Raw genomic sequence first — 22,011 nt, 5'->3', positions numbered from 1 at the left:
GTGACGCCAGTTACTTACTTGCCGTTTTACGACGATGCGACCGTCGAACGATGGATTCCATCATGAAACGGCGATTCGCACGAGAACGTACAGTTCGGCTCTGCGCGAAGCGCCACGGCGTTTTCCAGCCATTTTTCGCATCAATTTAATCGCGAATTTTATCACGTAGCCCTTCTTTCAAGGGGACGGAACACTGAGTATGACCGGCGCCGGACGTGAAGTATCGCCAATTAATTGCCGAATCCCCACACGAGATCTTCGGATATCGGCAATTCCTGTCTCGATCCTGACCGTGGTGTAGCGAAGCGTAATACGCCTGCTGCGCGCGGCTTTAGTCCGACAGTCGAACATTACGCTTTCCTTATTCTATGAAGAATCGACCGGAAAATATTAAATAGCCGAAGATCACGTGTTAAAAAGTATTTCCGGAAAGTCCGCTCTGAGAGGTCTGAAAGACGTCGTATTTATTACTTTTCGAAACAATTTTTTGAAAGAAATAAGTCAGTGTGAAAGTCAGTCGAGGCTCTGGTGCCACGCTGACAATGGCTCCAGCGTCTTATTGGCGCCTTGTGCGCTGCGAGGGAGCCGTTTAAAAGTCGCTTCTAACGGTAATTGGTCGCATCGTGTGGTTCATTCACCACTGGTGATCCAGCATCGCACTCCATTTATTTCAGATTTTTTTGCAATATTTGAACGGTAGTCTTGGCTAACCCGAGTAACGGCCGTGACGTCTCTACTGCACCATCGGCCGATGGGAGCAGAGCCGGCCGCTCTCAGACGGAGAAAACCTCTTGCATCGTTTTTCGCGTTTTTCGTTTTGGGCATCACGTTTTCTGGTTGTGGGCGCGTTCGGTCTGGCTGCAGTGGACTCTGCGTATCCGGCATCGCCCACTGTGTTGCAGGCGCGTACATCCTGGATTGGCAACACCTTTGGTTTCGGCGATGGGACGTGGACGCAGATCAACATCACCGCGATCGCCGTCACGCCTGACGGCCGGGTGTACACCAACGCGCCGTGGGACGAAAGCGGCGCGGAAGTGAGCATCTACAAGGACGGCAAGGTGCTTGGCACGGCCGGTGGCACGCACGGCTGGGGCAACTACGGCGGCAACGCGATCGCGCTTAACCGGCGCTATGCATTTGTCGCGGTCGGGGTGGGCAATGAGCGGGGCAATTTGTCGAAGGCGGGTGTGTGGCCGCCCAAGGGCAAGCAGTGGTTTGGCGTGTCGCGGCGGGACATCCGCGACGTGAAACGCAGTGTGGCGTTCCAGGCGAACCTGGCCGCCGATAAAGACGGACACGCGCAGCTCGCCGCCGCTTTCCTGATGATCAACGAGGCGCCGGAAGACAAGCGCGGCGCTGCGAAGACGGACGACGTGAAGCAGGACGTAGGCGGGCTGGCTGCATCGGATGCGTTGTTGTACGTGGCGAATACCGCGATGAACCGCATCGAGGTGTACGACGCCGAGTCGATGCAGCAAAAGAGCAAATGGAACGCGACGCAGCCGGGGCGTTTGGCGCTCGCGAAGGACGGCACGCTATGGGCGCTGGTCAATACGCAGGGCGGCCGCGCGCGGCTTGCGCATTACACGTCGGCGGGTGCGGTGATCGACGATGCGCCGGCGCTGGCCGCGGGCACCGACGCCGTCGATTTGACGATAGATGTGCAGGGACGTTTGCTGGTTGCTGACAACGGACCGCGTCAGCAAGTGGTGATCTTCACGCGCGATGGCGGTGCCGGCAAGTATCGCGAGTCCGGTGCGCTGGGTGAGCGTGGCGGCATTTTTTCGGGTGTCGCGGGGCGTCCTGGTCCGCAGCGGTTCAACGGGCTGACCGGCGTGGGCGCGGATGCGGCCGGGAATGTTTATGTATCGACGAACGGCATTGGTGTGCGGCAGGGTTCGACGGGTGCGGGACTCGGTGCGACGCTTGAGAGTTATGCGTCTGATGGCAGGCAGTTGTGGCAAGTGCAGGGATTGTTGTTCGTGGATGGCGCGTGGATGGACCCGGCGCGTCCGAATAGTGTCTACACCGGCAATAAGCGTTTTGAGCTGGATTTGTCGAAGCCGGCGGGACAGGAATGGAAATACGTGGGTTTCTTGTCGGGGCGGTTCAAGTATCCCGAGGACCCGAGTTTTAGCGTTGATGACTGGCCGGGACAGCCGATCGCTCGCAAGGTGGGCGGCCGGACCTTCTTGTACTTGACGGACATGTATTCGGATCATTTGAAGATTTATCGCTTCGATGCAAAGCGTGATGGAGAGCTGGCGATTCCTTCTGGCTACTTTGCAGGACGGGAGCGTGGTGCGGAGAACATTCCGAATCATCCGCCGCATGGCGACTGGATCTGGCGCGACACGAACGGCAATGGCCGGTTTGAGGCGAACGAGTTCGACGTGAACAACGGACTACTACCTAATCCTGGTGGATGGGGGTGGTGGGTTGATACGAAGGGTGATATTTGGCACACGAGTGACACGCGCGGGATCAATCGCTTTCGATATGGTGGAGTGGACCGTGTGGGCAATCCGGTTTATGCGTATGACAACGCGCAGAACTATGCGATGCCGGCGCCGTTCAACGTGGTGAAGCGAGCGGTCTATGAGGCGGATACGGACACGATGTATTTGACTGGGTACACGGCTGACGAGCCGTTTGACCGTGGGTACTGGAAGGAAGTGGGGCGGCGGTTGATTCGATACGACCATTGGTCGAAGGATCCGGTGCAGCGGTATTCGGTTGAGTTGCCTTGGGACACGAAGAGCAAGCCGCTGGCTACGACGATTGGTTTGACGGTTGAGGGCAAGTATCTGTTCACGGTGGAACCGGTTGGGATGGTGCATGTGTATGAGAAGGATACGGGGCGAGAGGTTGGGGTGATCAAGCCGGGGCCGGAAGTGGGTGGTGCGTCAGGGTGGGTGGATGTGCCGAATGGCATTAGCGCGAGCCGGCAGGCGGATGGCGAGTATTTGGTTTTTGTTGAAGAGGATGCGCGGGGGAAGGTGATGATGTACCGGTGGCACGAGTAGCACGAGTAGCGTGTTCGTTCGCACTTTTGGGTTTTGGGTGACTAGGGTTTGGGGGTGGGGTGCTGGGTTCCCGGGTTAGCGGTCGGGGTCTATGCCGGGTTGATGCTTTCAGTGTTAGCGGTCTGCGTGAGTCGGATTTTCTCTTTATCACTATTAGCCACTGTGCGTGGCGGCACGTCATTTCTTTGTCCAAAGCGACAAAGAAACGAAGCAAAGAAAGCGCTTTCAACCACGCTACCCTAAGTGTCCACAGCGTGCAGTTTTGATTCATAGGTGCCCCAAAAGCACGGTGCTCGCCAGAGCGAAGGATGTTTGAACCCCTCCTTCTCGCGAATCCTGACACGAACACGCTTCGCCACCAGTGTTCTCGGGCAAGCACCGGCGCCCCGACGATCAGTACGGTCCTACGCGTATTTTTGTCTCATTTCTTGATGTGTTGGTTGGGTAATCTAAGCGGTTATTTCCTTGGGTCAAGGTCATGGCATTGAGCGTATTGCTGTTTCATTTCTTGGTGGGTTGATTGTGTGGGCTTGACGGTTATTTCGTCGGTTACGGCTTTACGCATTCTGCAGCATTGTTTCTTGGCGGGTTGTCTACATGGTTCGTTATGCATACAAATTTGGTGGGTGGTTCACGCGGATAGCGCGGGGTGGTCCTTGGGCAGGTTCAATCACTGGTGGCGAAGCGTGTGGGTATCCGTGTTCGGAGAAGGAGGGGTTCACACATCCGTGGCTCTGGCGAGCACCGTGCTTTTGGGGCACCTATGAATGAAAACTGCACGCTGTGGACACTTAGGGTAGCGCGGTTGGAAAGCGTTTTCTTTGCTTCGTTTCTTTGTCGCTTTGGACAAAGAAATGACGTGCCGCCACGCACAGTGGCTAATAGTGATAAAGAGAATATCCGACTCACGCAGACCACCACGGCCGAAAGCACCAACCCGGCATAGACTCCGACCGCTAACCCCAGAACCTACCAACCCAGCACTGACCCCAACCACTAACCCTAAACCCTAGCACCCCAAACCCCACCCACCACCCCCAAACCCGCAATCACCCAAAACCCAGAAGGACGAGTGCGAACGATGGAAAAATCGATGCTGAAGAACATGGCGATTAACTTCTCGGGACTGGTACTGCCTACCTTCGTCTCGTTGATCACCGTGCCCGCATACATCCATCTCGTCGGCGTTGAACGCTACGGCGTGATCAGCCTCGTCTGGACGCTTATCGGCTACTTCGGCATTCTCGATCTCGGCATGGGCATGGCCGCTCAACACCAGATCTCAAAGGCCCACGCCGCCAACGACCCCGAAGCCCGTTCACGCGTGTTCTGGAGCGCCATCTGGCTCAACCTGGGTACCGGCATCATCGGCGGTGTGCTGATCTACTTCGGCGCGTTCGCCTACACCGCCTATGTCGCGCATTCATCCCCGGCCATGCAACAGGAGGTCTATCACGCACTCCCGTGGCTCGCCCTGGCCATTCCCATCGCTAACGTCTCATGGGTCTGCGCCGGCGCAATCAACGGCGTCGAACGCTTCGGTATCTACAACACCAATCAAACCATCGGCACCTTCCTGTTCCAGTTGCTGCCGCTAGCCGCCGCCTGGAAAATCGCACCGAACCTGCAAACCGTACTCGCCGCCGCCGTCGTCGCGCGTGTCCTCGCCGTGATAATGCTTGCACGAGCGAGCTTCAAGGTGCTCGACATCAAACGCATCGAATGGCCGCAACTAGGCGTGGCCGGCGGCTTGTTCAAATTCGGCGGCTGGATGCTGGTTGCGACCATCTCCAGCATGATCACGGACTCCCTCGACCGCATCCTCCTGGGCGCCAATCTCGGCGCGCGTTTCGTCACGTACTACACCGTCCCGCAGAACCTCGTCACCCGCCTGAACATGCTGCCGAACTCACTCGTTCGCACCTTGTTTCCGCGCTTGTCCGCCGTCAAACGCGAACACGCCGATGCCATGGTCCAGCAGTCGCTTGAATTCCTGAACGGTGTCTTCACGCCGATCGCGCTCTTCGTCATGCTCGTGCTCGCCCCCTTCCTGCATCTCTGGGTAGGACAGGAAATCGCCATCGCCAGCGCGCCGGTGGGCCGGATCCTGATCATTGGCGTGTGGCTCGTCGGACAGGCCAGCGTCACGCGCATCATGATCCAGTCGCAAATCAATCCCGCCACGGCAGCGCGTATCGGCCTGGTGCAACTGCCGTTCTTCGTGACGGCACTGTGGTTCGGCATTGCGCACTTCGGTCCTATCGGCGCGGCCAGCGTGGTCGTGCTGCGCTCGCTTGCCGACTATGGCCTGCTGCTCTGGATCTCGCGTATCCACGCCCGGCCTATTGCCGCCGACATGCTGATGCACCTCGCGTTCCTCGTTGCTGGTCTGGGCGTGGCGTTTGTTATCGATCCAATCGAGTACCCGCTGCAATCAATAGCAGCGGCGTTTGTGATCTCGGGCCTTAATTGTTGCTGCTCCCTTCTTACGCGGCCCGCGTTGCGCTCCATGGCGCGCAGCTTCGTCCATGAGTTGAATGTGCGCCTGAAACGGCGCGTGAAATCCACGGTTTAAGGTAAGGAGTGACACATGAGACATGATCTCGATGAAGCGGTCATCGACCCGGTGCGAGTGACGCTCGACACGGTCGGCCTGCCTCCGCCTGCCGTGCAGGACGCGCCGCCCCGGCACCGCGCGAGAATCGCGAAACGGGTGCCGCGCGTTGCGATCGTGCATGACTGGCTCGTCGCATTCGCCGGCGCGGAGAAGGTGCTCGAACAGATCGTCATGTGTTTTCCCGATGCCGATCTTTTCAGCGTTGTCGACTTCATGGAAGAGCGGTCGTGGATGCGCGGCAAGAAGGTCACGACCTCGTTCATCCAGAAGCTGCCGCAAGCGAAAAAGCGCTACCGGTCGTATCTGCCGCTCATGCCGCTCGCGATCGAACAACTCGATGTGTCTGGCTATGACCTCGTCATTTCGAGCAGCCATGCGGTCGCGAAAGGCGTGCTGACGGGTCCCGACCAGATTCACGTGAGCTATGTGCATTCGCCCATTCGCTATGCATGGGATCTGCAGCATCAGTACTTGCAGCAATCGAATCTCACGGTCGGCGTGAAGTCGCTGCTCGCGCGCATGGTGCTGCACTACATGCGCAACTGGGATATCCGCACGTCGAATTCGGTGGATCATTTCATCGCGAATTCGGCGTTCATCGCGCGACGGATCAACAAGGTCTATCACCGCGATTCGCATGTGATCTTTCCTCCCGTCGATGTCGAAGCGTTCCAGCTTTGCGACGTGAAGGAGGACTTCTATCTGACGGCGTCGCGAATGGTGCCGTACAAGAAGATCGATTTGATCGTGGAAGCATTCGCGAAGATGCCGCAGCGCAAGCTGGTCGTGATCGGCGATGGGCCCGACATGCGCAAGATTCGTGAGAAGGCTACCCCGAACGTCGAGATCATGGGGTATCAGCCGTTCTCCGTCCTGCAGGACAAGATGCGGCGCGCGAAGGCGTTCGTGTTCGCGGCCGAAGAGGACTTCGGCATCTCGGTGGTCGAGGCGCAGGCGTGCGGTACGCCAGTGATCGCGTACGGCAAGGGCGGCGCGCTGGAAACGGTGCTGGATAGTTCGCACGCGCGCCCGACGGGCCTTTTCTTCGATGAACAGACGACGGCCGCAATCATCGATGCGGTGGAAGGTTTCGAACTCGGCGCGGTCAAGATCAATCCCGCGGATTGCCGCGCAAACGCCGAGCGTTTTTCGATCAAGCATTTCCGCGATAGTCTTCGCGCTTACGTGCAAAGCGTGGCACCTCATTTCACGCTCGCACCGCCTGCCATGCCGCCGGTACCGGTGGCCGACCCGGCAATTGCGGCCGCGGCTGCGCAGCAGGATCAGGATCACGAAGAGGCTGACGCAATGCGCGTTCTCGCCGTCGATCAGAGCGGTGTGCTGGGGGGCGCGGAACTATCGTTGCTCGAGGTGATGAAGAATATGCGCGGCACCAACGAGACCGTGTTGTTCGACGACGGCCCATTTCGTATCGCGCTAGAAGCGGTCGGTATCAAAGTCGACGTGCTTGATGGCGCCGCACTCGGCGGCTTGAGCAAGGACGGCGGGATGAAGCGGCCCAAAGCGGGCATGATCGGCGGCGTGATGGGCCTTGTGCGCGGCACGCTGGAAAAATCGCGCAACTCGGATGTGATCTACGTGAACACGCAACGCGCGATGGTGGTCGGCGCTATTGCCGGACTGATCTCGCGGCGGCCGGTGGTGTGGCATCTTCGCGATATCGTCAGTCAGGAGCATTTCGGCAAGACGCAGCTCACCATCATCAAGTGGTGCACGAAGCTCATGCTGGAACGCGTGATCGCGAACTCGACGGCGTCCGCGGTTGCGCTGACCGCGTTGACGCGTATGAAAGAGGAGCGGCTGGATGTGGTGTTCAACGGTATTTCCGCCGAGCCGTTCACCGAGCTGGAATCTGTCGCGCAGCACGAGTTGCGCTCACGTTTTGGTTTGCCTCAGGATGCGTTCCTTGTGGGCTCGTTCAGCCGGCTCGCTCGCTGGAAAGGGCAGCACATCCTGCTTGAGGCGCTGCTGGAAGCGCCCGAGATGCATGCCGTGCTGGTTGGAGCGGCGCTCTTCGGCGAGGACGCCTACGAGGCGGAATTGCGTACCTACGTGCTTGAACATGGTCTCGCCGACCGCGTGCATTTTCTTGGCTTCCAGCACGATATTGCGGCGTGCATGAAAGCGGTTGATGTCGTCGCGCATACGTCCATCAGTCCGGAGCCGTTTGGTCGTGTGATTATTGAAGGCATGCTGGCGAAGCGGCCGATCGTGGCGGCGCGGGCGGGGGGGGTGACGGACATTGTGGAGGATCGCGAGAATGGCATTCTCTGCACGCCCGGCGATGTTCATGCATTGGCGGGTGCGCTGGGTGAGTTATCGGGGGATGCTGGTTTGCGCAACCGGCTGGTCGAGCGGGGTTATGCGAATGCGATCAATCGCTTCGGGACGGAACGGTATGTGGAGAGCGTTCAAAAGATTCTCTCGGATGTTGCGGGGAAATCGCGGTTGAAACGGGCCTAAGGTTTTCTGTTTTCGCTCGCGCCGGTGGACGGGTTGGCGTTTGGTGGGTTTGAGCTTGGGGGCGGGGTCGGGTCGGGTTGCCAGGTTCCGGGGTTAGCGGTTCTGGGTCTATGCCGGGTTGCTGCTTTCGGCGTTAGTGGTCTGCCTGAGTTGGATTTTCTCTTTATCACTATTAGCCACTGTGCGTGGCGGCACGTCATTTCTTTGTCCAAAGCGACAAAGAAACGAAGCAAAGAAAGCGCTTTCAAACCACGCTACCCTAAGTGTCCACAGCGTGCAGTTTTCATTCATGGGTGCCCCAAAAGCACGGTGCTCGCCAGAACGACGGATGTTTGAACCCCTCCTTCTCGCGAATCCTGACACGAACACGCTTCGCCCCGTACGCTCTCGGGCAAGCACAATTGCTAAGGAACCCGCACGGCCCTACAGGTATTTACGGCTGCGGTTTTTTGACAGGTTAGCTACCTGGTCTGTGCGACCGTATTCATAGGTCACAGCTTCACGCGTGTTTGTGTTTACTGCTTCAGTTTTTGTGAATTGGCTGCGCGTTCTGTAAAGCTATTTTCGTCGGTTACGGCCTTACGCATTCTGCAGCATTGTTTCTTGGCGGGTTGGCCACATGGTTCGAGGTGCGTACAAATTTGTAGGGAGGTTGTCCGCGGATAGCGCGGGGTGCTCCTTGGGCAGGTTCAATCACTGGTGGCGAAGCGTGTGGGTATCGGTGTTCGGAGAAGGAGGGGTTCAAACATCCGTGGCTCTGGCGAGCACCGTGCTTTTGGGGCACCTATGAATAGAAACTGCACGCTGTGGACACTTAGGGTAGCGTGGTTGAAAGCGTTTTCTTTGCTTCGTTTCTTTGTCGCTTTGGACAAAGAAATGACGTGCCGCCACGCACAGTGGCTAATAGTGATAAAGAGAATATCCGACTCTCGCAGACCACTAACATGGAAAGCACCAACCCGGCATTGACCCCGACCGCTAACCCCAGAACCTACCAACCCGGCACTGACCCCTGACCACTACCGCCGAAAGCACCAACCCGACTCCGCCCCGCCCCCGCCCAAACTCAAACCCACCAAACCCCCAAACCCGTCCACCGGCGCGAGCGAAAATCAACCGCCCCCACTCTGACGCCGCTTAAAACTAGCAGACCAGTTGATCGCCGGCCGCTCGACCAGCATATAAAACACGAAGGCCACGGCAATCGGCACGATCATGAAGGCGAACGATGCCCAGATAGTCGTTTGCAGCGCCGAGTGAAACAGCACCGATCCGAGCAGGATAAGAATCGGAATATGCACGATATACAGTGAGAAGCTGAACTCGCCGAGCCACGAAAAACCCCTTACAGGCAACGAGCTACGCATGGGTTTATCGAGCACCTGGAACAGATACAGCGCGAACGCCAGCGCCCAGAACTGGAACGCCATGTATTGCCCGAACTTGAACGCGCCGCAACCAATCACCGCAACCACCACCGCCGCAATCTTCAGCTTCACGGACCCCTTCGGCATCTTCCGCGCATCGGGCGCGGCCTTCGCCTCGGCAATCCACGCGCCCAGCGTCCAAGAAAACCAGTACGACGCGAACAACACGATCTCATGACGCTCGAACACCAGCGCCGAAATCACATTGATAATGCCGACGCAAACCAGCACCGCCTTCATCCCGATCCGCCTGCGCAATGCGATCAGCAACGGATACACGAGATAGAACTGCACTTCCAGCGACAGCGTCCACAACGCCCCATTCGACCCGAACGTACCACCAGCCACGCCCTGCAGCGAAAGCAGGTTGACGATGAACAAATGCAGATCCGCCGTGCCGATCTTGGGGCTGACCGGCGTGAAGCCGAGGCTGAACGTGTCCAGCACGTACGTCAGCACCAGCGCGGCAAGCAGCACCGGATAAATACGCGCGAAACGGCGCATCAGGAAGTTGCCGGTATCGAAGGGAGCAGCGGGATTGGCTAGCAGCTTGCGCGCCGTTCCACGATGAATACAGTACCCGCTGATCACGAAGAAGATCGGTACGCCGGCCGAACCCCAGGCAATGGGAAAGGTGAGATAGCTGAAGACCGTGTTGAGGTCGAACCTGGCCCCGGTCCTGTGGAATTGCTGTATGCCGATCCAGGTGATCTGGCGGCAATGGAAATAAGCGACCAGTAATGCGGCAAAACCACGCCACGCGTTGATGGCGACATCGCGGTCGTCAATGCTGACAGCGGCTGCGCGTTCGAGCGGTAACTGCAAGGAGGAACCGGCCGGATCGAGCAGGGACGAATCGCTCATTTAAAGACCTCGTGTCCAGGTTGAATAAAAGCCGGAGACGGTTCCCGGCCTTGCGGCGCCTTATATGGTGCTTGTCCGGTGCACTAAGTGACCACTCAAGCGGCGCACTCGCAGATGTCATATTAATCCGGCAAATAATGGAAAAATATGCGTGACAAACACTTCATCGTGTACATGATGAGCAAAAACCTCCCGACGGTCTGTTCGAAAGGTAACGAATTTATTCAGCAATTATTTGTCGTTTTTTTTCTGCTAACTTCATTTCAAACCATTCAAAAACAGAGGTACGTCATGGACATGCACGCATTCGCCGGTATTGCTGTTTTGTTGATCCTCGCCGCGGTCTCGGCTTACCGAGACGCGCTACGTAACGATCCCATGTCGAAACTGAACGCGTCAGGCATTCGTTTTCCGCATTCGGACGATCAGGAATAAGTGTTTCAGAACGATCGTGCTGCGGTGCGGCGGAAAATTGAATATTTTTTCGTTCGCCGCGGCTGGCGCCATCTGCCATCGCGGTCAGGATGATCCGGATCATCGTCTTGCGACGCAGCAAATTATTTTACGCTTTCAAAAGCGGCTTTTAATGAATATCAACGCCGATTGAAAGCTTTGCATGAATACGAATTCGATGCATCGGGATACTGCACGAACGGGCGTTCGTGCATTAATTGAAAGTATTTTAGGGAAGCGCGTGCGATGCTGAAAGTCACCAAAGCCGTATTTCCTGTCGCGGGACTCGGCACTCGTTTCCTGCCCGCGACAAAAGCGAGTCCGAAGGAAATGCTGCCTGTCGTCGATAAACCGCTGATCCAGTACGCGGTCGAAGAGGCGATAGCAGCGGGAATCACCGAAATGATATTCGTGACGGGCCGAAGTAAGCGAGCGATCGAAGACCACTTCGACAAATCCTACGAGATCGAGGCGGAACTCGAAGCGCGGGGTAAGGCAGCGTTGCTCGAGGTCGTGCGCAATATCAAGCCTGCGAACGTGGACTGCTTTTACGTGCGTCAGCCGAGTGCGCTCGGGCTGGGCCACGCAGTGCTATGCGCGGAAAAGTTGATTGGCGAAAACCCGTTCGCCGTGATCCTTGCCGACGACCTGCTCCACAGCAAGGAGCCGGTCATGAAGCAACTGGTCGATGTGTTCAATCATTACCATAGCTCTGTCATTGGCGTAGAGCGGATCAGCCGGATCGACAGTGCGTCCTATGGCGTCATCGAAGGGCGCGAGTGGGAAGAGGACATCATCAAGCTGTCGGGGATCGTGGAGAAGCCGCAGCCGGCTTTGGCGCCGTCGAATCTGGGAGTGGTGGGGCGCTATGTGTTCATGCCGGGGATTTTCGCGCATCTGCGCAATACGCGGGCCGGCAGTGGTGGCGAGATTCAACTGACCGACGCGATTGCGTCGTTGCTCGCGGTCGAGCAGGTGCTGGCATACCGGTACTACGGCACCCGCTTCGATTGCGGCAGCAAGCTTGGTTATTTGAAGGCGACCGTGCAGCTCGCGTTGCAGCATCCCGAGGTGCGTGACGACTTCGAGGCCTATTTGCGTGAGTATCTGCCCGCGTTGTTCCCTGCGGAAGTGGTCGAGCAAGCCGAGTTGATCGAGCCTTTCTAGCGGTGGTTTTCGTTCACGCCAGCACCCCATCACATCTGGCGCGAGCGATTTCAGAAATCGAACCACCGGCATAACCACGGTGAGTAGGCTACGAGCATTTGCTGAATCGGTGCGTGATGCCCATAGGCAATCGTCGACACTGCAAGCAGACCTAGCCCGGCAAAGATCGACCCCGGCATCTTGCGCGGCTGTTTGAAAAAGCGTCGCAGGAAAAACAACGCGATACCGCCACCCAGGAACCAGCCGGCCACGACTTCAATGGGGGTATGTGCGTCCTGCACGACCCGGCAAAAGCCGATCAGCGCGCCCAGTGCCAACCCGGCCGCTGCGCCCAGCCTGTACCACCTCACGCCTCTGCTTCCGGCCAGCAGGCCGAACGTCACGCCCCATACCGCCGACGTCAGCATGGTGTGGCCGCTGATCACGCGGAAGTCGATCGAACGAAGCTCGATGCCGCAGCCCGCATACAGGATCTTGTTCACGCCGACCAACGCCAACGCGCCCACCAACGTACCCACCCAAACCAGTGCTTCACGTTTATCAGTTGTGCTTAACCACAACGCACATCCGGCTGCCACGGGAATGGTCAAACCCGCATCGCCGAAATTGGTGATCCAACTCAAAGCCGTCGTACTTGTCATACGCCCCCCGAAAAGCGCGCGCTTGATCGGCGATCAGGATCGTCGCCGCTGCGCTTGTTGCGCTGTGCCTATTGTGCCCGTTGTACCTATTGCCTGCTCTTAATCCGTGTTTCCAACTGCGCCGGAACCTGACATGACTTCCTCACTCCTCCGCGGCTTTCCTGCGTCCGGCCAACCGGTATTCGGTCGGTGAAATGGACAGGCGCTTGCGGAATATCTTGGCCAGTCCATCGCCGCTGCCGGCGCCGCATCGGCGCGCGATCTTATCGACGGGAAGATCGGTCGCGGCAAGCAGCATGCAACTGGCATCCAGTCGCGCCCGCAACAAATACTCCGACGGCGTCAAGCCGATCTGCGCCTTGAAGCGGCGCAGGAAATTGCGCTCGCTCATGGCCGCCACGCGCGCGGCATCGGCAATCGAAATCGGCCGGATGTAATTTTCGCGCATCCAGCGCGCCGCTGCGTCGATCTTTTGTCGCACGCCACCTACGTCGGTGTCGTCGAGCACGGCGGACAACTTCGGCCACGCGCCTGGAATGGAGCGCTCCGATACTTCCCGCGCCACCGCCGGACCATAATCACGCTTGATGATGGACAGCGCGGCCGCGATCGGACCCTTGGGGTCATCGAGCGTAAGTGTCTGCTCGGCGATAAACAGCGAACTCGTCAGGGCGGACGCCGCCGCCGGGTCTTCGAAGTCGGGCGCCCGGTTCTGCAATGAAAGGTTCGCCGCCGCCAGGATCTGCGAGCCTTCGCCAATGGCCTTCACAAACGATATCTTCGGTGCAACCCTGCTTAAGCGCCTGAGCAACTGCGTGTCCAGTTTCGCGCGCTGCGCGCCTTCGCCGCCCGCAATGAAGAGGGCGTCGCACTCGCTCATCCAGCGCGTGTCGAGACTCTCGGTCCAGATGCGCATGGAGCAACTGCTGGCAACGCTGCCGCCATCGCTCGACAGGAACAGCAACGCGTAATCCGGCGCCGCGCCGGACTTGACGGCAGCGGAATCGGACAACGTGTGAATCTCGTTGGCGAACGAAAACACCTCTGATATCGAACTCACCTCGACCAGCGAGAAGTCTTCGAAGATCAGTATGCCGATCCGCTTGGGCGCGGCCTTCCCTTCCTGTATCGCTTCATGCATGGCTTCTTGCATCGCTTCGTGTGCTGATCCTGGGCCTGACTCGTGCGCGGCTCCGGAGGCGGTTGCATGCTCGGGCGCGTGCCAGTTCGAGCGGGATGCATCGGGCACCGGCGCAGATGCGGACGCAGGGTCGGCACTCGGCAATCGCACGATTTGCAGCCGGCTCATACCATTGGCGTGTCCCATCAACTTGTCTCCGTTGTCGGTCCGGGCGGCGGGGATTGGTCGCGTATGCGTCGCACTATACGCGGCGCCGCAGAAGCATCAGGGCAGTCGTCTGAAAAGAACGAGATGTTGGCAGATGGTTTCGATATTCAAGTAATAAGCTGACCATCAGTGATGAAAAAAACAGTCACGGGGTCTTTCGTTCGCATAGCATGGGGCATTGCACGAGGCGTTGCGAAAGACTGCATTGACTGGAATCCTGGCCCGTCGAGCGCCGGACAAAACAAGGGGGTCGGACATGCTTAAGGTACGCAAGGCGGTGTTTCCCGTCGCAGGACTCGGTACGCGCTTTCTTCCTGCCACCAAGGCAAGTCCGAAAGAAATGCTGCCCATCGTCGATAAACCGCTGATCCAGCATGCGGTGGAAGAGGCGGTCGCGGCCGGCATCACGGAAATGATCTTCGTCACGGGCCGAGGCAAACGTGCGATCGAAGACCACTTCGATAAATCATACGAAATTGAAGCGGAGCTCGAGGCGCGCGGAAAACGTGCGTTGCTTGAACTCGTACGCAGTATCAAACCGTCCCACGTCAACTGTGTCTACGTGCGCCAGGCGGAGCCGCTCGGACTCGGCCACGCCGTGCTGTGCGCGCAAAAGCTGATCGACAACGAACCGTTCGCCGTCATGCTCGCCGACGATTTGCTCGACGGCGAGCCGCCCGTGATGGCGCAGATGGTCGAAGTCTTCAACCGTTATCACTCGTCGGTGGTGGGAGTGGAGGAGATCGATCCGCGCGAGTCGGGGTCATACGGCGTGATTGAAGGCCGGCAGTGGGAGGACGGGCTCTTCAAGATAGCAGGTATGGTGGAGAAGCCTGAGCCGGCGTTGGCGCCGTCCAACCTGGGCGTCGTCGGGCGTTATGTGCTGATGCCGCGCATCTTCGAACATCTGCGCATGCAGAAGCCGGGCGCGGGCGGCGAAATCCAGTTGACCGATGCGATCCAGGCATTGCTCGCGCATGAACAGGTGCTTGCTTACCAGTACAAAGGCAAGCGCTTCGATTGCGGTAGCAAGCTCGGTTATCTGAAGGCCACCGTGGAGTTCGCGTTACGTCACCCGGAAGTGGCCGAGCCGTTCAAAGCCTACTTGCGGGCGTTTCTCGCGAGCCGCAACCCCGCGCCGGTGACGAACGAGGAACCGCTCGGCGAAGCGCCGGAACTGATCGGCTGAATGAGTCGGCTACGTTCGCGAGCCGCGTTTCATGAACCACGAATCGATGAACGCGCGGCACTGGCGTTAGCTGCAGACACGTCAGGCGAACAAGTTGAACAGGATTCGAATTGCAGCATGAACCGCGTTGTACGTAGCGCCAGCCCCCCGGCGCGCGCTATGGTCTTTAGCCCGCTACGCGCGGGCTTTTTTTTCGCGTGCGGCACGTAAAAAAAGCGGCTCATCGAGCCGCTTATAGCGCCACCGGTGGTCCACCTGCGGTCCTTAACGAAAGTACGCTTTTGCGTTCGGGTGCACGTCTTCGCGAGCCAGCACTTCTGCGGGCATCAGCCATGCGTAGTCGCTGTGTTGATCGAAGCGGCCGATCGGTACCGAGCCGCCCAGCATGATCGAATAAGCGAGCACGACATAGTGCGTGGCAATGTCCGGTACGCCTGCGAAGTTATCGTAGTAGTGGTGCTCGAACACGCCGAACAGACGCGACGACGAGCGCTGTACGCTGGCTATGCCCAGCTCATCGCGGACTACGCGTGTGAACGCGGCGTCGAGCGTTTCGCCTTTGCGGACCCGGCCGCCCGGCACGAACCAGGTATCTTGCGCGGGCCGGTTGCGACGCTGTCCCAGCAGCACGCGGCGGTTGCCGTCGGTCACGATCAGGTCAATGGACACAAGCGGTGTCAGCCGAATGGCGTTAAGGAAGTCCGCGTCATCAAGGAGCGGGGACGCCTCGAACGGTGGCGCTTTCTTAAGAAGATCGGCCTGTTGCGCAGCGGCGGCGACTGATGAAAACGAAGAGAGATCGGTCACGCTTGTGGTACCTCAGTCATGTTCATCGTTATTGAATAAGCGCGCGGCGACGTGGCCAATGAAAAGCACCACTAGGGCGATCAGCGCGCAGACTGCCAACCCACCGCCGAGCATTGCGACGACGATGATCGTCGTCCAGCGCAGGCCGTCCATGATGGTTCCGAGTGTGCTTTGGATCGCTGTGTTTGCGGCCAGATACGCAATGTTTGCGTGTCTGCGTTCACCGCGTCGGCATTTTATGCAGATGAGCCAGTTTAGCGCGCGGTCATCGCTGCCGTATCGGCTTTGAACTGGCTTATTACGCCGAAAGATCGCGTTTGGAAGCCAATCGGAGAAATCGTCCTTGAGCGTCCTGGCGAATGCGTCATAGGCAGGAAGAAAGCAGCGACTTCCGATGGAACGTGTACCTGGATCATCCTGTGTTCCTCGCAAACCAGGCAAGCCGGTTATTCGCTGCATACACGGTGCGCGCACGCCCACGACGTTGGTCACCGCGCCGTTTGCTGCAACTCACCATGCCAGGGCGCGTGGTTGAACGGACGCAGCGTTCAGCACTTTGGCGTAGCTGGCCGAACCACGGCGGTCTTTCCCTCGATGCCTCTTGTTCGCGGCGTATCAGCGGTCCGTGACGTCCGTGGGCGCTTCAACCGACGCGCCTGCGGGAGGCTTCATCTCCCCGCTGGTGTCGCGGACATTTTCAGGTGGGCAAGCGCTCAGCACGCTCAGGCAGCCGAGTATGGCGGCGAAAAGGAGGCCGCCCGCAGAGGTGGCGGTATGCCCTGGTTCATGGTGTTTCATGGCTATTGCAGTGGGGTCACCACTGCCCTACAAACGATGTGCTCGATGGCACGAATGGCACGGACGGACGCGCCAAGGCTTGGCGGCGTGGACGAATCAGATGACTCCAGCGGCTCTCGAACATGCAATGCCCTGTCCTTCGATTGCTTCGATTGCTTCGACTGTCGTCATGGAGATCGAATGTAAGGCACGCGGGAATCCGCTTCTGTCGGAACTTTCGCAAAAATTCGATGGAGTCCTGAAACGCTGTGGAGCGTGAAAACGTGCTGCTTTAGCGCTGTTTTCATGCGGCATCGATAGCCGGTACCACGCGCGATCGTTGAATGAGAAACGAGCGTTGACTGAGAAACGTCAACGGAGAGCGCCCGGCCAGAGCGGGTGACCGGGGCATGCCAATACCTGTCAACACCCGTGCATGGCGACGGCAAGGGTTACTGCGCCACGTACCCTTCGGGCGTGTTGACGTTCGCCTTCACCACGCCGGCATTCTGCGACACCACATACACCGGCGCCTCGGTCAGCGTCAGCGCCACGCGGCCGTTTGCATAAGGCAACGTGGACGGATTGCCCATCATGTCGAGCACGGTAACCGTTCCGGATGTTCCCGCTGCATCCACCGGCAAGGTGTATTTCACGCCATGCGTCTCGCTGAATCCGGATGCCCCCGGCCATACCGCATTCTCGTGCGTCCACAGCGCGGTCACGACCTTGCCGCCGTTCAGGCGCTGGAACGCATACGCATAGACGCCGGGCGGCGTGTTCTTGATGGGCCCAAGCGTGCTGGTGCCATCGATAATGCGGGTCATCGCGGCTACGCCCATAGCTGCGGGCTTCGGGCTGATCTGCGTCTGGCCGTAGCCGCCTTCGGCGTTGACGAGATCGAAGAAGATGCCATAACCCACTTCGGTCGGATCGGCCGTGTAGAAGATATAGCTCATGTCCGCACCCTCGCCGAGCAGGATCAGGTGCGATCGTGAGACCAGCGCGCCCTGGGCATACAGCACGTTCGCCGACGGCGTCGCGCTCCCGTATTTCGTGCCGATGTCATAGCTGATACCCGACTCGGTGATGAACAGTTTCGCGCCCGGTTTAAGCATCTGCGTCATGGCGTGACGCAGCCCGCGCATCATCATGGGCAAGCTTTGCGCGGCTTTCTGCGGATCGCTGTTACCCGCCATGCGTTCTGGGGGATGCGATGGCGACGTCCCCACGTCGTAGTAACCATGCGCGCTCACGCCGTCGAGATACTTCGCAATGCCAAGCGGCGCGAGCCGGTTCAGCCACTCGGTGTTTTTCCCCAGCGACGACAACGTCAGGCCCATCACGACCGCATGAGGATCGGTAGCGTGGATCGCTTCGTAAGTCGCTTTGTACATGGCGACGAGATTGGCGTCCGTATCGCGCCACGGCAGGCCGCCTTCATAGTCGGGTTCCCAGCTCACCTGATAGTAGTTATTCGATTGCTGAGGAAACACGCTCGAGCGCACCCGGTTCGATTCCTCACCTACGCGCTTCATATAGGCGCTGTAGTCGGCAAGCGAGGACGGCGCGTAACTGTGCGTGTCCTTGCCCGTACGATTCGCCCAGCCCGGAATGCCGTCGAGCTGGATCAGCCGCAGCAGGTCGCCGGGTTTGAAGAACGGCGCGAGGTTGTCGGCGGCGGGATTGAATGTGTTCGGCGCTTGCGGCTCGGTCATGTACCAGTTGCGGTTGTCGTTGACCCAGGTGAGGCCCAGGTCGGGATAGAGCGGCCGATACCCATCGCCGGAACAGCATGTCTGGCCGGGCCGCAAATATGCCGCGCCCTGACCGCCGAAGCGATGCAGATCGGGGTGCTTATACGTGACGGCCGGCAGGACCGCGGTGAGCTCGGGCAGCACGCCAAAGGTGGCGATGCCCGCTGGCCGCGTGCCACGCGACGGCAACGCGGCGGGCGCTGCATTGGCCGCATCAAGTTGTGCGGAGATCGAAAAATAGCCGGCGGCCTGCGACGTGCACTTGATGATCGATGTATGCGCACCAGGCGTCACGGTGAAATGGCCGCTGGCCTTGACCGTGTTCCACGCATCCTCTATCCGCCATGCAAGCGTGCCGGCCGACTTGGCCCGGGTGGTCAGCGCGAGTTCGAACGGTTTGCGAAGCGGGAACATACGCGTGCCGTCGCTGCCGGGCGTATCGGCTTCGATAGCATCGCTGGAAGCCGGCGCATCGGCTGGCGCGGCAGCCGGGCTGCATTGCATCGGCAGTGGGGAGGAGGGCGGCGGCGAGTCGGCTACGAAACGCGCCATGGCGCTGTCCGCGCCGGCTTCGACCCAGCAACGCTTCGACGCACCCGGCGCGGGGTCGTCGAACACGCCGTTGTCGCAACCCGTGCCGCCCGTGAAGGTCTTGACTACGTGCTTCTCAGGCGTGCCGTAGAGCACCTTCCTCGCGCCGTCGAAGGAGCAACGCTCGTACTCCGCCGCGCAAGGTGTCCAGGAACTGCCGTCGATCCTGACGGTATCGGTGGGCGTGGCGGACGCATCCTGAGCTGCAGCGTTTTCGCCCCGGCAAGCACAGACGGACACCGCGACGACGAAGGCCAGCGCGAACCTGCTGTATCGAACCAGCAGCTGGGGCGGGCGCGGCGCCCTATGTGCGGCGAGTCTTTCGATCGATAAATTTTTCATTACACCCCGGGGTCGAGAGCCGGGTGGTTCGAGTCCGCGGCGACGGTGTTTTCCACCGAGGAAAAACGGCACTCTCCACCTTCGTGCTACCTGAATGAAACGTTTTCGTATGCGCTGCGCTGCGGTGCCCAATCACCCGGTAAATGCCTGCAAGTTTCTATCTCGCGATGCAACATAAGGCACTGTTCAAAGGTGCTGCGAGCAGGCGCGCGGCGCCAGGAGTACCTGCTCGTGCCGCTTCCGATTGCGCTGAGGATAGGCGAGCTGCAACGAACACGCCAGTCGTGGCGATGGACGTTGTCGGATGCTGACTGTATGGAACCATCCGGGCGTATATGGGTGGCGGGATAGCGCGACAATCTGGCCGATCCGGCATTGTTTGGTGCTCCTTCGGCCAACCGGCGCATGCGTAACTAATCTGTATCAAAACCAGCGGGGGCTGCTCCGGGATACGCCGTCCGAGCGTAGGCGGTCGATCGCACGTAACCACGCAAGCGCAGGGCTGCTGACAACTGGTATGTGAGTGGTTGCGCCGAGTCGTCATCCGCCGCCACGCTGGCGGATTTTTTCGCTTGGCCTTTGCGGCCTCCGAGTTCATTTGATCCTCATTCGATGAACCCGCACGCCCCGTCCGGGCCGGATTCGTTGCCGGCGACTGCCAGCTGGAGGTATTTCATTTGACGTTGAATTGGGTTTTATCAGATGAAATGATTTTGTTTCCATCGTGAAACGTCATTTTGGTAAATATAAGAAAAGAATCGAAGTATGTGCGCCACCGCACATTGCCGGATTATGTTGCTAATTGCCAAGGCGCTTTGAAGGCGTGATTTAACACTTGTATTTTAATTAGAAGTGTTTTTTCAATGGCTTAAACAGAGAGTTAAAAAGGCAACTCTTCGTGAAATGAGTTTTTAATCACGATTTCTCATGTTTCACTCACGCAACGTTTACCGCTACTCGCGCTCTGGCCGCGTCCGCGCCGGACCCGCGAATGCCGCGGAGAGCCTTGCCGCGCGGGCCTTTATAAACCGCGCGGAAGGTTGATTTGTATGACATTCGCGGCCTTGGACAGCCCTGTCCGATATGTGCTGTCGAATTGGACTGGCATTCCTCTTGCAATGTGCCATTCGAAATCAAAATCCCGGTCATTCAATCTATTTACAAAATTACCGAACGGACGTATTCAAATTTACCGAATGATAGGCAGCGCACGCACTGAAAAGGATTTGAATGGCGACGCCGGAATTTTTCCGCCAACATCTCGCTACTTTCAGTCACGACAACCTAATAAAACTTGAGGGTGTCTATGATGCACCGCAATGAGAACCCACTATCCAATCACGTTGGATTCAACAAGTTCGCAGGGGAACGCCATGCCGTATGCCAGTCTTGAACCCGCCGTAATGGGATGGCTACAGCCGGCCCCCCGCACCACGCAGGCAGAGATCCGCCGCATCGCGATCCTGCTGTTCGACGGCTTCTCGCTGCTCGGCGCCGGGATTGTCGCGGAGGTGTTCCATGTCGCGAACGAACTGGCCGTCCTGAGAGCGCGCAACGACTGGACCTACGACGTGCGTTTCCTGTCCGTCGAAGGCGGCAACGTGGCGTGTTCGTCGTCGGTACGGGTGTGGACCGACGGCCTCGATGCACGCCACTACGGCGGCTTCGACGCATTGTTCGTGGCCGGCGGCAAGGGCGCGGACGGTGCGGCGGGCGACGAACGCATCGTGGAATGGCTGCGCCGCGTGCATTCCAAGACCACGGTGGTCAAGTCGATCGCGGAAGGGCGCAAGGTGCTCGATGCCGCGGGCATCGGCCACGCGGCCGAGACGCAGATCCGCGTAGGTCATTCGATGATGCACGCCGTACGCGAAGAGCAGGCGAGCGAAGCGGGAGACCGCTACGAATCCATGAAGGGCGCGTTGCTGATGATCAAGCGCGACCTCGGCGTGGACGTGGCGCGCGGGGTTGCGGAACGTCTCATGCCCGGCTCGGCGTCCAAGCTCGTTCCGTTGCTCGGCGATAGCGGCACGGCCTCTGCCGGCGACAAGATCCGCACCGCAGCGCGCTGGCTCCAGGACAACTGCGAACGGCCGATCTCGGTCGTGGATGCAGCACAAGTGGCGGCCATGAGCGAACGCAACTTCCTGCGCCGCTTCAAGATCGAGATGGGCATCACGCCCTCGGATTATCTGCTGCAAGCACGCCTTGCCGTGACCTGCACGTTGCTCACTGATTCGGAACTGCCGGTCGACAAGATCGCGCGCCGCAGCGGCATGGGCAACGGCGACCGTCTCGCCAAGATCTTCCGCAAGCGCCTTCTTATTTCACCAACCGAATACCGGATGCAAAGCCGCCGCGATGCCGGCGTCTGATGAGGGTAAGGCCAGGTTTTTTTTGACCGTAGTCACGGAGCGTTGAGACGCAAGCGGTTCGGCTGAACCGAAGTCGACGATCGGTGCAAATGGCGCGCGCAGCTCCGCCCGAGGAACGGGTTAAAGAATATAGGAATACTAAA

General features: G+C 58.9%; 14 protein-coding genes. 7 read left to right on the top strand and 7 right to left on the bottom strand.

Going from position 1 to position 22,011, the window contains the following annotated elements; genetic code table 11:
• Positions 1-791: 791 nt before the first annotated feature.
• The 3 genes from ACSQ8V_RS14370 to ACSQ8V_RS14360 all read left to right on the top strand — a co-directional run bounded on the left by ACSQ8V_RS14370 (position 792) and on the right by ACSQ8V_RS14360 (position 8,130).
• Positions 792-3,029, top strand: a complete 2,238-nt coding sequence (locus ACSQ8V_RS14370; RefSeq protein WP_436206103.1) for a hypothetical protein — start codon at positions 792-794, stop codon at positions 3,027-3,029.
• A gap of 1,081 nt (positions 3,030-4,110) precedes the next feature.
• Positions 4,111-5,604, top strand: a complete 1,494-nt coding sequence (locus ACSQ8V_RS14365) for a flippase (protein ID WP_436206102.1) — start codon at positions 4,111-4,113, stop codon at positions 5,602-5,604.
• Positions 5,605-5,619: 15 nt separating this feature from the next.
• Positions 5,620-8,130: a glycosyltransferase family 4 protein gene (locus ACSQ8V_RS14360; protein ID WP_436206101.1), complete on the top strand. Its 2,511-nt coding sequence runs from the start codon at positions 5,620-5,622 to the stop codon at positions 8,128-8,130.
• Positions 8,131-9,242: 1,112 nt separating this feature from the next.
• Here the strand turns inward: ACSQ8V_RS14360 and ACSQ8V_RS14355 are convergent.
• Positions 9,243-10,421: an acyltransferase family protein gene (locus tag ACSQ8V_RS14355; protein ID WP_436206100.1), complete on the bottom strand. Its 1,179-nt coding sequence runs from the start codon at positions 10,419-10,421 to the stop codon at positions 9,243-9,245.
• A gap of 291 nt (positions 10,422-10,712) precedes the next feature.
• Between ACSQ8V_RS14355 and ACSQ8V_RS14350 the strand changes: the two genes are divergently transcribed.
• A complete protein-coding gene (locus ACSQ8V_RS14350; protein WP_165092361.1) occupies positions 10,713-10,856 on the top strand; it encodes a hypothetical protein in 144 nt (47 codons plus the stop codon).
• Between the two features lie 264 nt (positions 10,857-11,120).
• Positions 11,121-12,041, top strand: coding sequence for a UTP--glucose-1-phosphate uridylyltransferase GalU (gene galU / locus ACSQ8V_RS14345; protein ID WP_213768955.1), 921 nt, complete (start codon positions 11,121-11,123; stop codon positions 12,039-12,041).
• A 50-nt stretch (positions 12,042-12,091) separates the two neighbouring features.
• Here galU (ACSQ8V_RS14345) and ACSQ8V_RS14340 read toward each other — a convergent pair whose 3' ends face one another.
• Both ACSQ8V_RS14340 and ACSQ8V_RS14335 read right to left on the bottom strand, forming a co-directional pair.
• Positions 12,092-12,682 carry a phosphatase PAP2 family protein gene (locus tag ACSQ8V_RS14340; protein WP_213768954.1) on the bottom strand — a complete coding sequence of 197 codons (591 nt, stop codon included), beginning with the start codon at positions 12,680-12,682 and terminating at the stop codon, positions 12,092-12,094.
• A gap of 142 nt (positions 12,683-12,824) precedes the next feature.
• Positions 12,825-13,835: a GlxA family transcriptional regulator gene (locus ACSQ8V_RS14335; RefSeq protein ID WP_436183189.1), complete on the bottom strand. Its 1,011-nt coding sequence runs from the start codon at positions 13,833-13,835 to the stop codon at positions 12,825-12,827.
• A 451-nt stretch (positions 13,836-14,286) separates the two neighbouring features.
• On the opposite strand from ACSQ8V_RS14335, the gene galU (ACSQ8V_RS14330) reads away from it, so the two are divergent.
• Positions 14,287-15,219 (top strand): UTP--glucose-1-phosphate uridylyltransferase GalU, encoded by a 933-nt coding sequence (gene galU / locus ACSQ8V_RS14330; protein WP_213768953.1) that lies wholly within the window; start codon positions 14,287-14,289, stop codon positions 15,217-15,219.
• A gap of 264 nt (positions 15,220-15,483) precedes the next feature.
• Here the strand turns inward: galU (ACSQ8V_RS14330) and ACSQ8V_RS14325 are convergent, their stop codons facing one another.
• The 4 genes from ACSQ8V_RS14325 to ACSQ8V_RS14310 all read right to left on the bottom strand — a co-directional run bounded on the left by ACSQ8V_RS14325 (position 15,484) and on the right by ACSQ8V_RS14310 (position 19,493).
• A complete protein-coding gene (locus ACSQ8V_RS14325; protein ID WP_213768952.1) occupies positions 15,484-16,026 on the bottom strand; it encodes a GDP-mannose mannosyl hydrolase in 543 nt (180 codons plus the stop codon).
• Between the two features lie 12 nt (positions 16,027-16,038).
• A complete protein-coding gene (locus ACSQ8V_RS14320; RefSeq protein ID WP_436206099.1) occupies positions 16,039-16,518 on the bottom strand; it encodes a hypothetical protein in 480 nt (159 codons plus the stop codon).
• Positions 16,519-16,641: 123 nt separating this feature from the next.
• Positions 16,642-16,824, bottom strand: a complete 183-nt coding sequence (locus ACSQ8V_RS14315; protein WP_436206098.1) for a hypothetical protein — start codon at positions 16,822-16,824, stop codon at positions 16,642-16,644.
• 431 nt (positions 16,825-17,255) lie between these two features.
• Complete coding sequence (locus ACSQ8V_RS14310) at positions 17,256-19,493, bottom strand: hypothetical protein (RefSeq protein WP_436206097.1); 2,238 nt, start codon at positions 19,491-19,493, stop codon at positions 17,256-17,258.
• Between the two features lie 1,373 nt (positions 19,494-20,866).
• Here ACSQ8V_RS14310 and ACSQ8V_RS14305 point away from each other — a divergent pair.
• Positions 20,867-21,868 (top strand): GlxA family transcriptional regulator, encoded by a 1,002-nt coding sequence (locus ACSQ8V_RS14305; RefSeq protein ID WP_089160240.1) that lies wholly within the window; start codon positions 20,867-20,869, stop codon positions 21,866-21,868.
• Positions 21,869-22,011: the final 143 nt, after the last annotated feature.

This window comes from Caballeronia sp. LjRoot31 (genome assembly GCF_964253885.1).
Lineage (GTDB): Bacteria > Pseudomonadota > Gammaproteobacteria > Burkholderiales > Burkholderiaceae > Caballeronia.
This window is presented reverse-complemented; position numbering and strand designations above follow the sequence as displayed.

Excerpts from the sequence above, each read along its gene's own strand:
- ACSQ8V_RS14355 (WP_436206100.1), bottom strand. The coding sequence starts at position 10,421 with ATGAGCGATTCGTCCCTGCTCGATCCGGCCGGTTCCTCCTTGCAGTTA.
- ACSQ8V_RS14305 (WP_089160240.1), top strand. The coding sequence starts at position 20,867 with ATGCCGTATGCCAGTCTTGAACCCGCCGTAATGGGATGGCTACAGCCG.
- galU (WP_213768953.1), top strand. The coding sequence starts at position 14,287 with ATGCTTAAGGTACGCAAGGCGGTGTTTCCCGTCGCAGGACTCGGTACG.
- ACSQ8V_RS14315 (WP_436206098.1), bottom strand. The coding sequence starts at position 16,824 with ATGAAACACCATGAACCAGGGCATACCGCCACCTCTGCGGGCGGCCTC.
- ACSQ8V_RS14310 (WP_436206097.1), bottom strand. The coding sequence starts at position 19,493 with ATGAAAAATTTATCGATCGAAAGACTCGCCGCACATAGGGCGCCGCGC.
- ACSQ8V_RS14350 (WP_165092361.1), top strand. The coding sequence starts at position 10,713 with ATGGACATGCACGCATTCGCCGGTATTGCTGTTTTGTTGATCCTCGCC.
- ACSQ8V_RS14365 (WP_436206102.1), top strand. The coding sequence starts at position 4,111 with ATGGAAAAATCGATGCTGAAGAACATGGCGATTAACTTCTCGGGACTG.
- ACSQ8V_RS14340 (WP_213768954.1), bottom strand. The coding sequence starts at position 12,682 with ATGACAAGTACGACGGCTTTGAGTTGGATCACCAATTTCGGCGATGCG.
- ACSQ8V_RS14335 (WP_436183189.1), bottom strand. The coding sequence starts at position 13,835 with ATGCAAGAAGCCATGCATGAAGCGATACAGGAAGGGAAGGCCGCGCCC.
- ACSQ8V_RS14360 (WP_436206101.1), top strand. The coding sequence starts at position 5,620 with ATGAGACATGATCTCGATGAAGCGGTCATCGACCCGGTGCGAGTGACG.
- galU (WP_213768955.1), top strand. The coding sequence starts at position 11,121 with ATGCTGAAAGTCACCAAAGCCGTATTTCCTGTCGCGGGACTCGGCACT.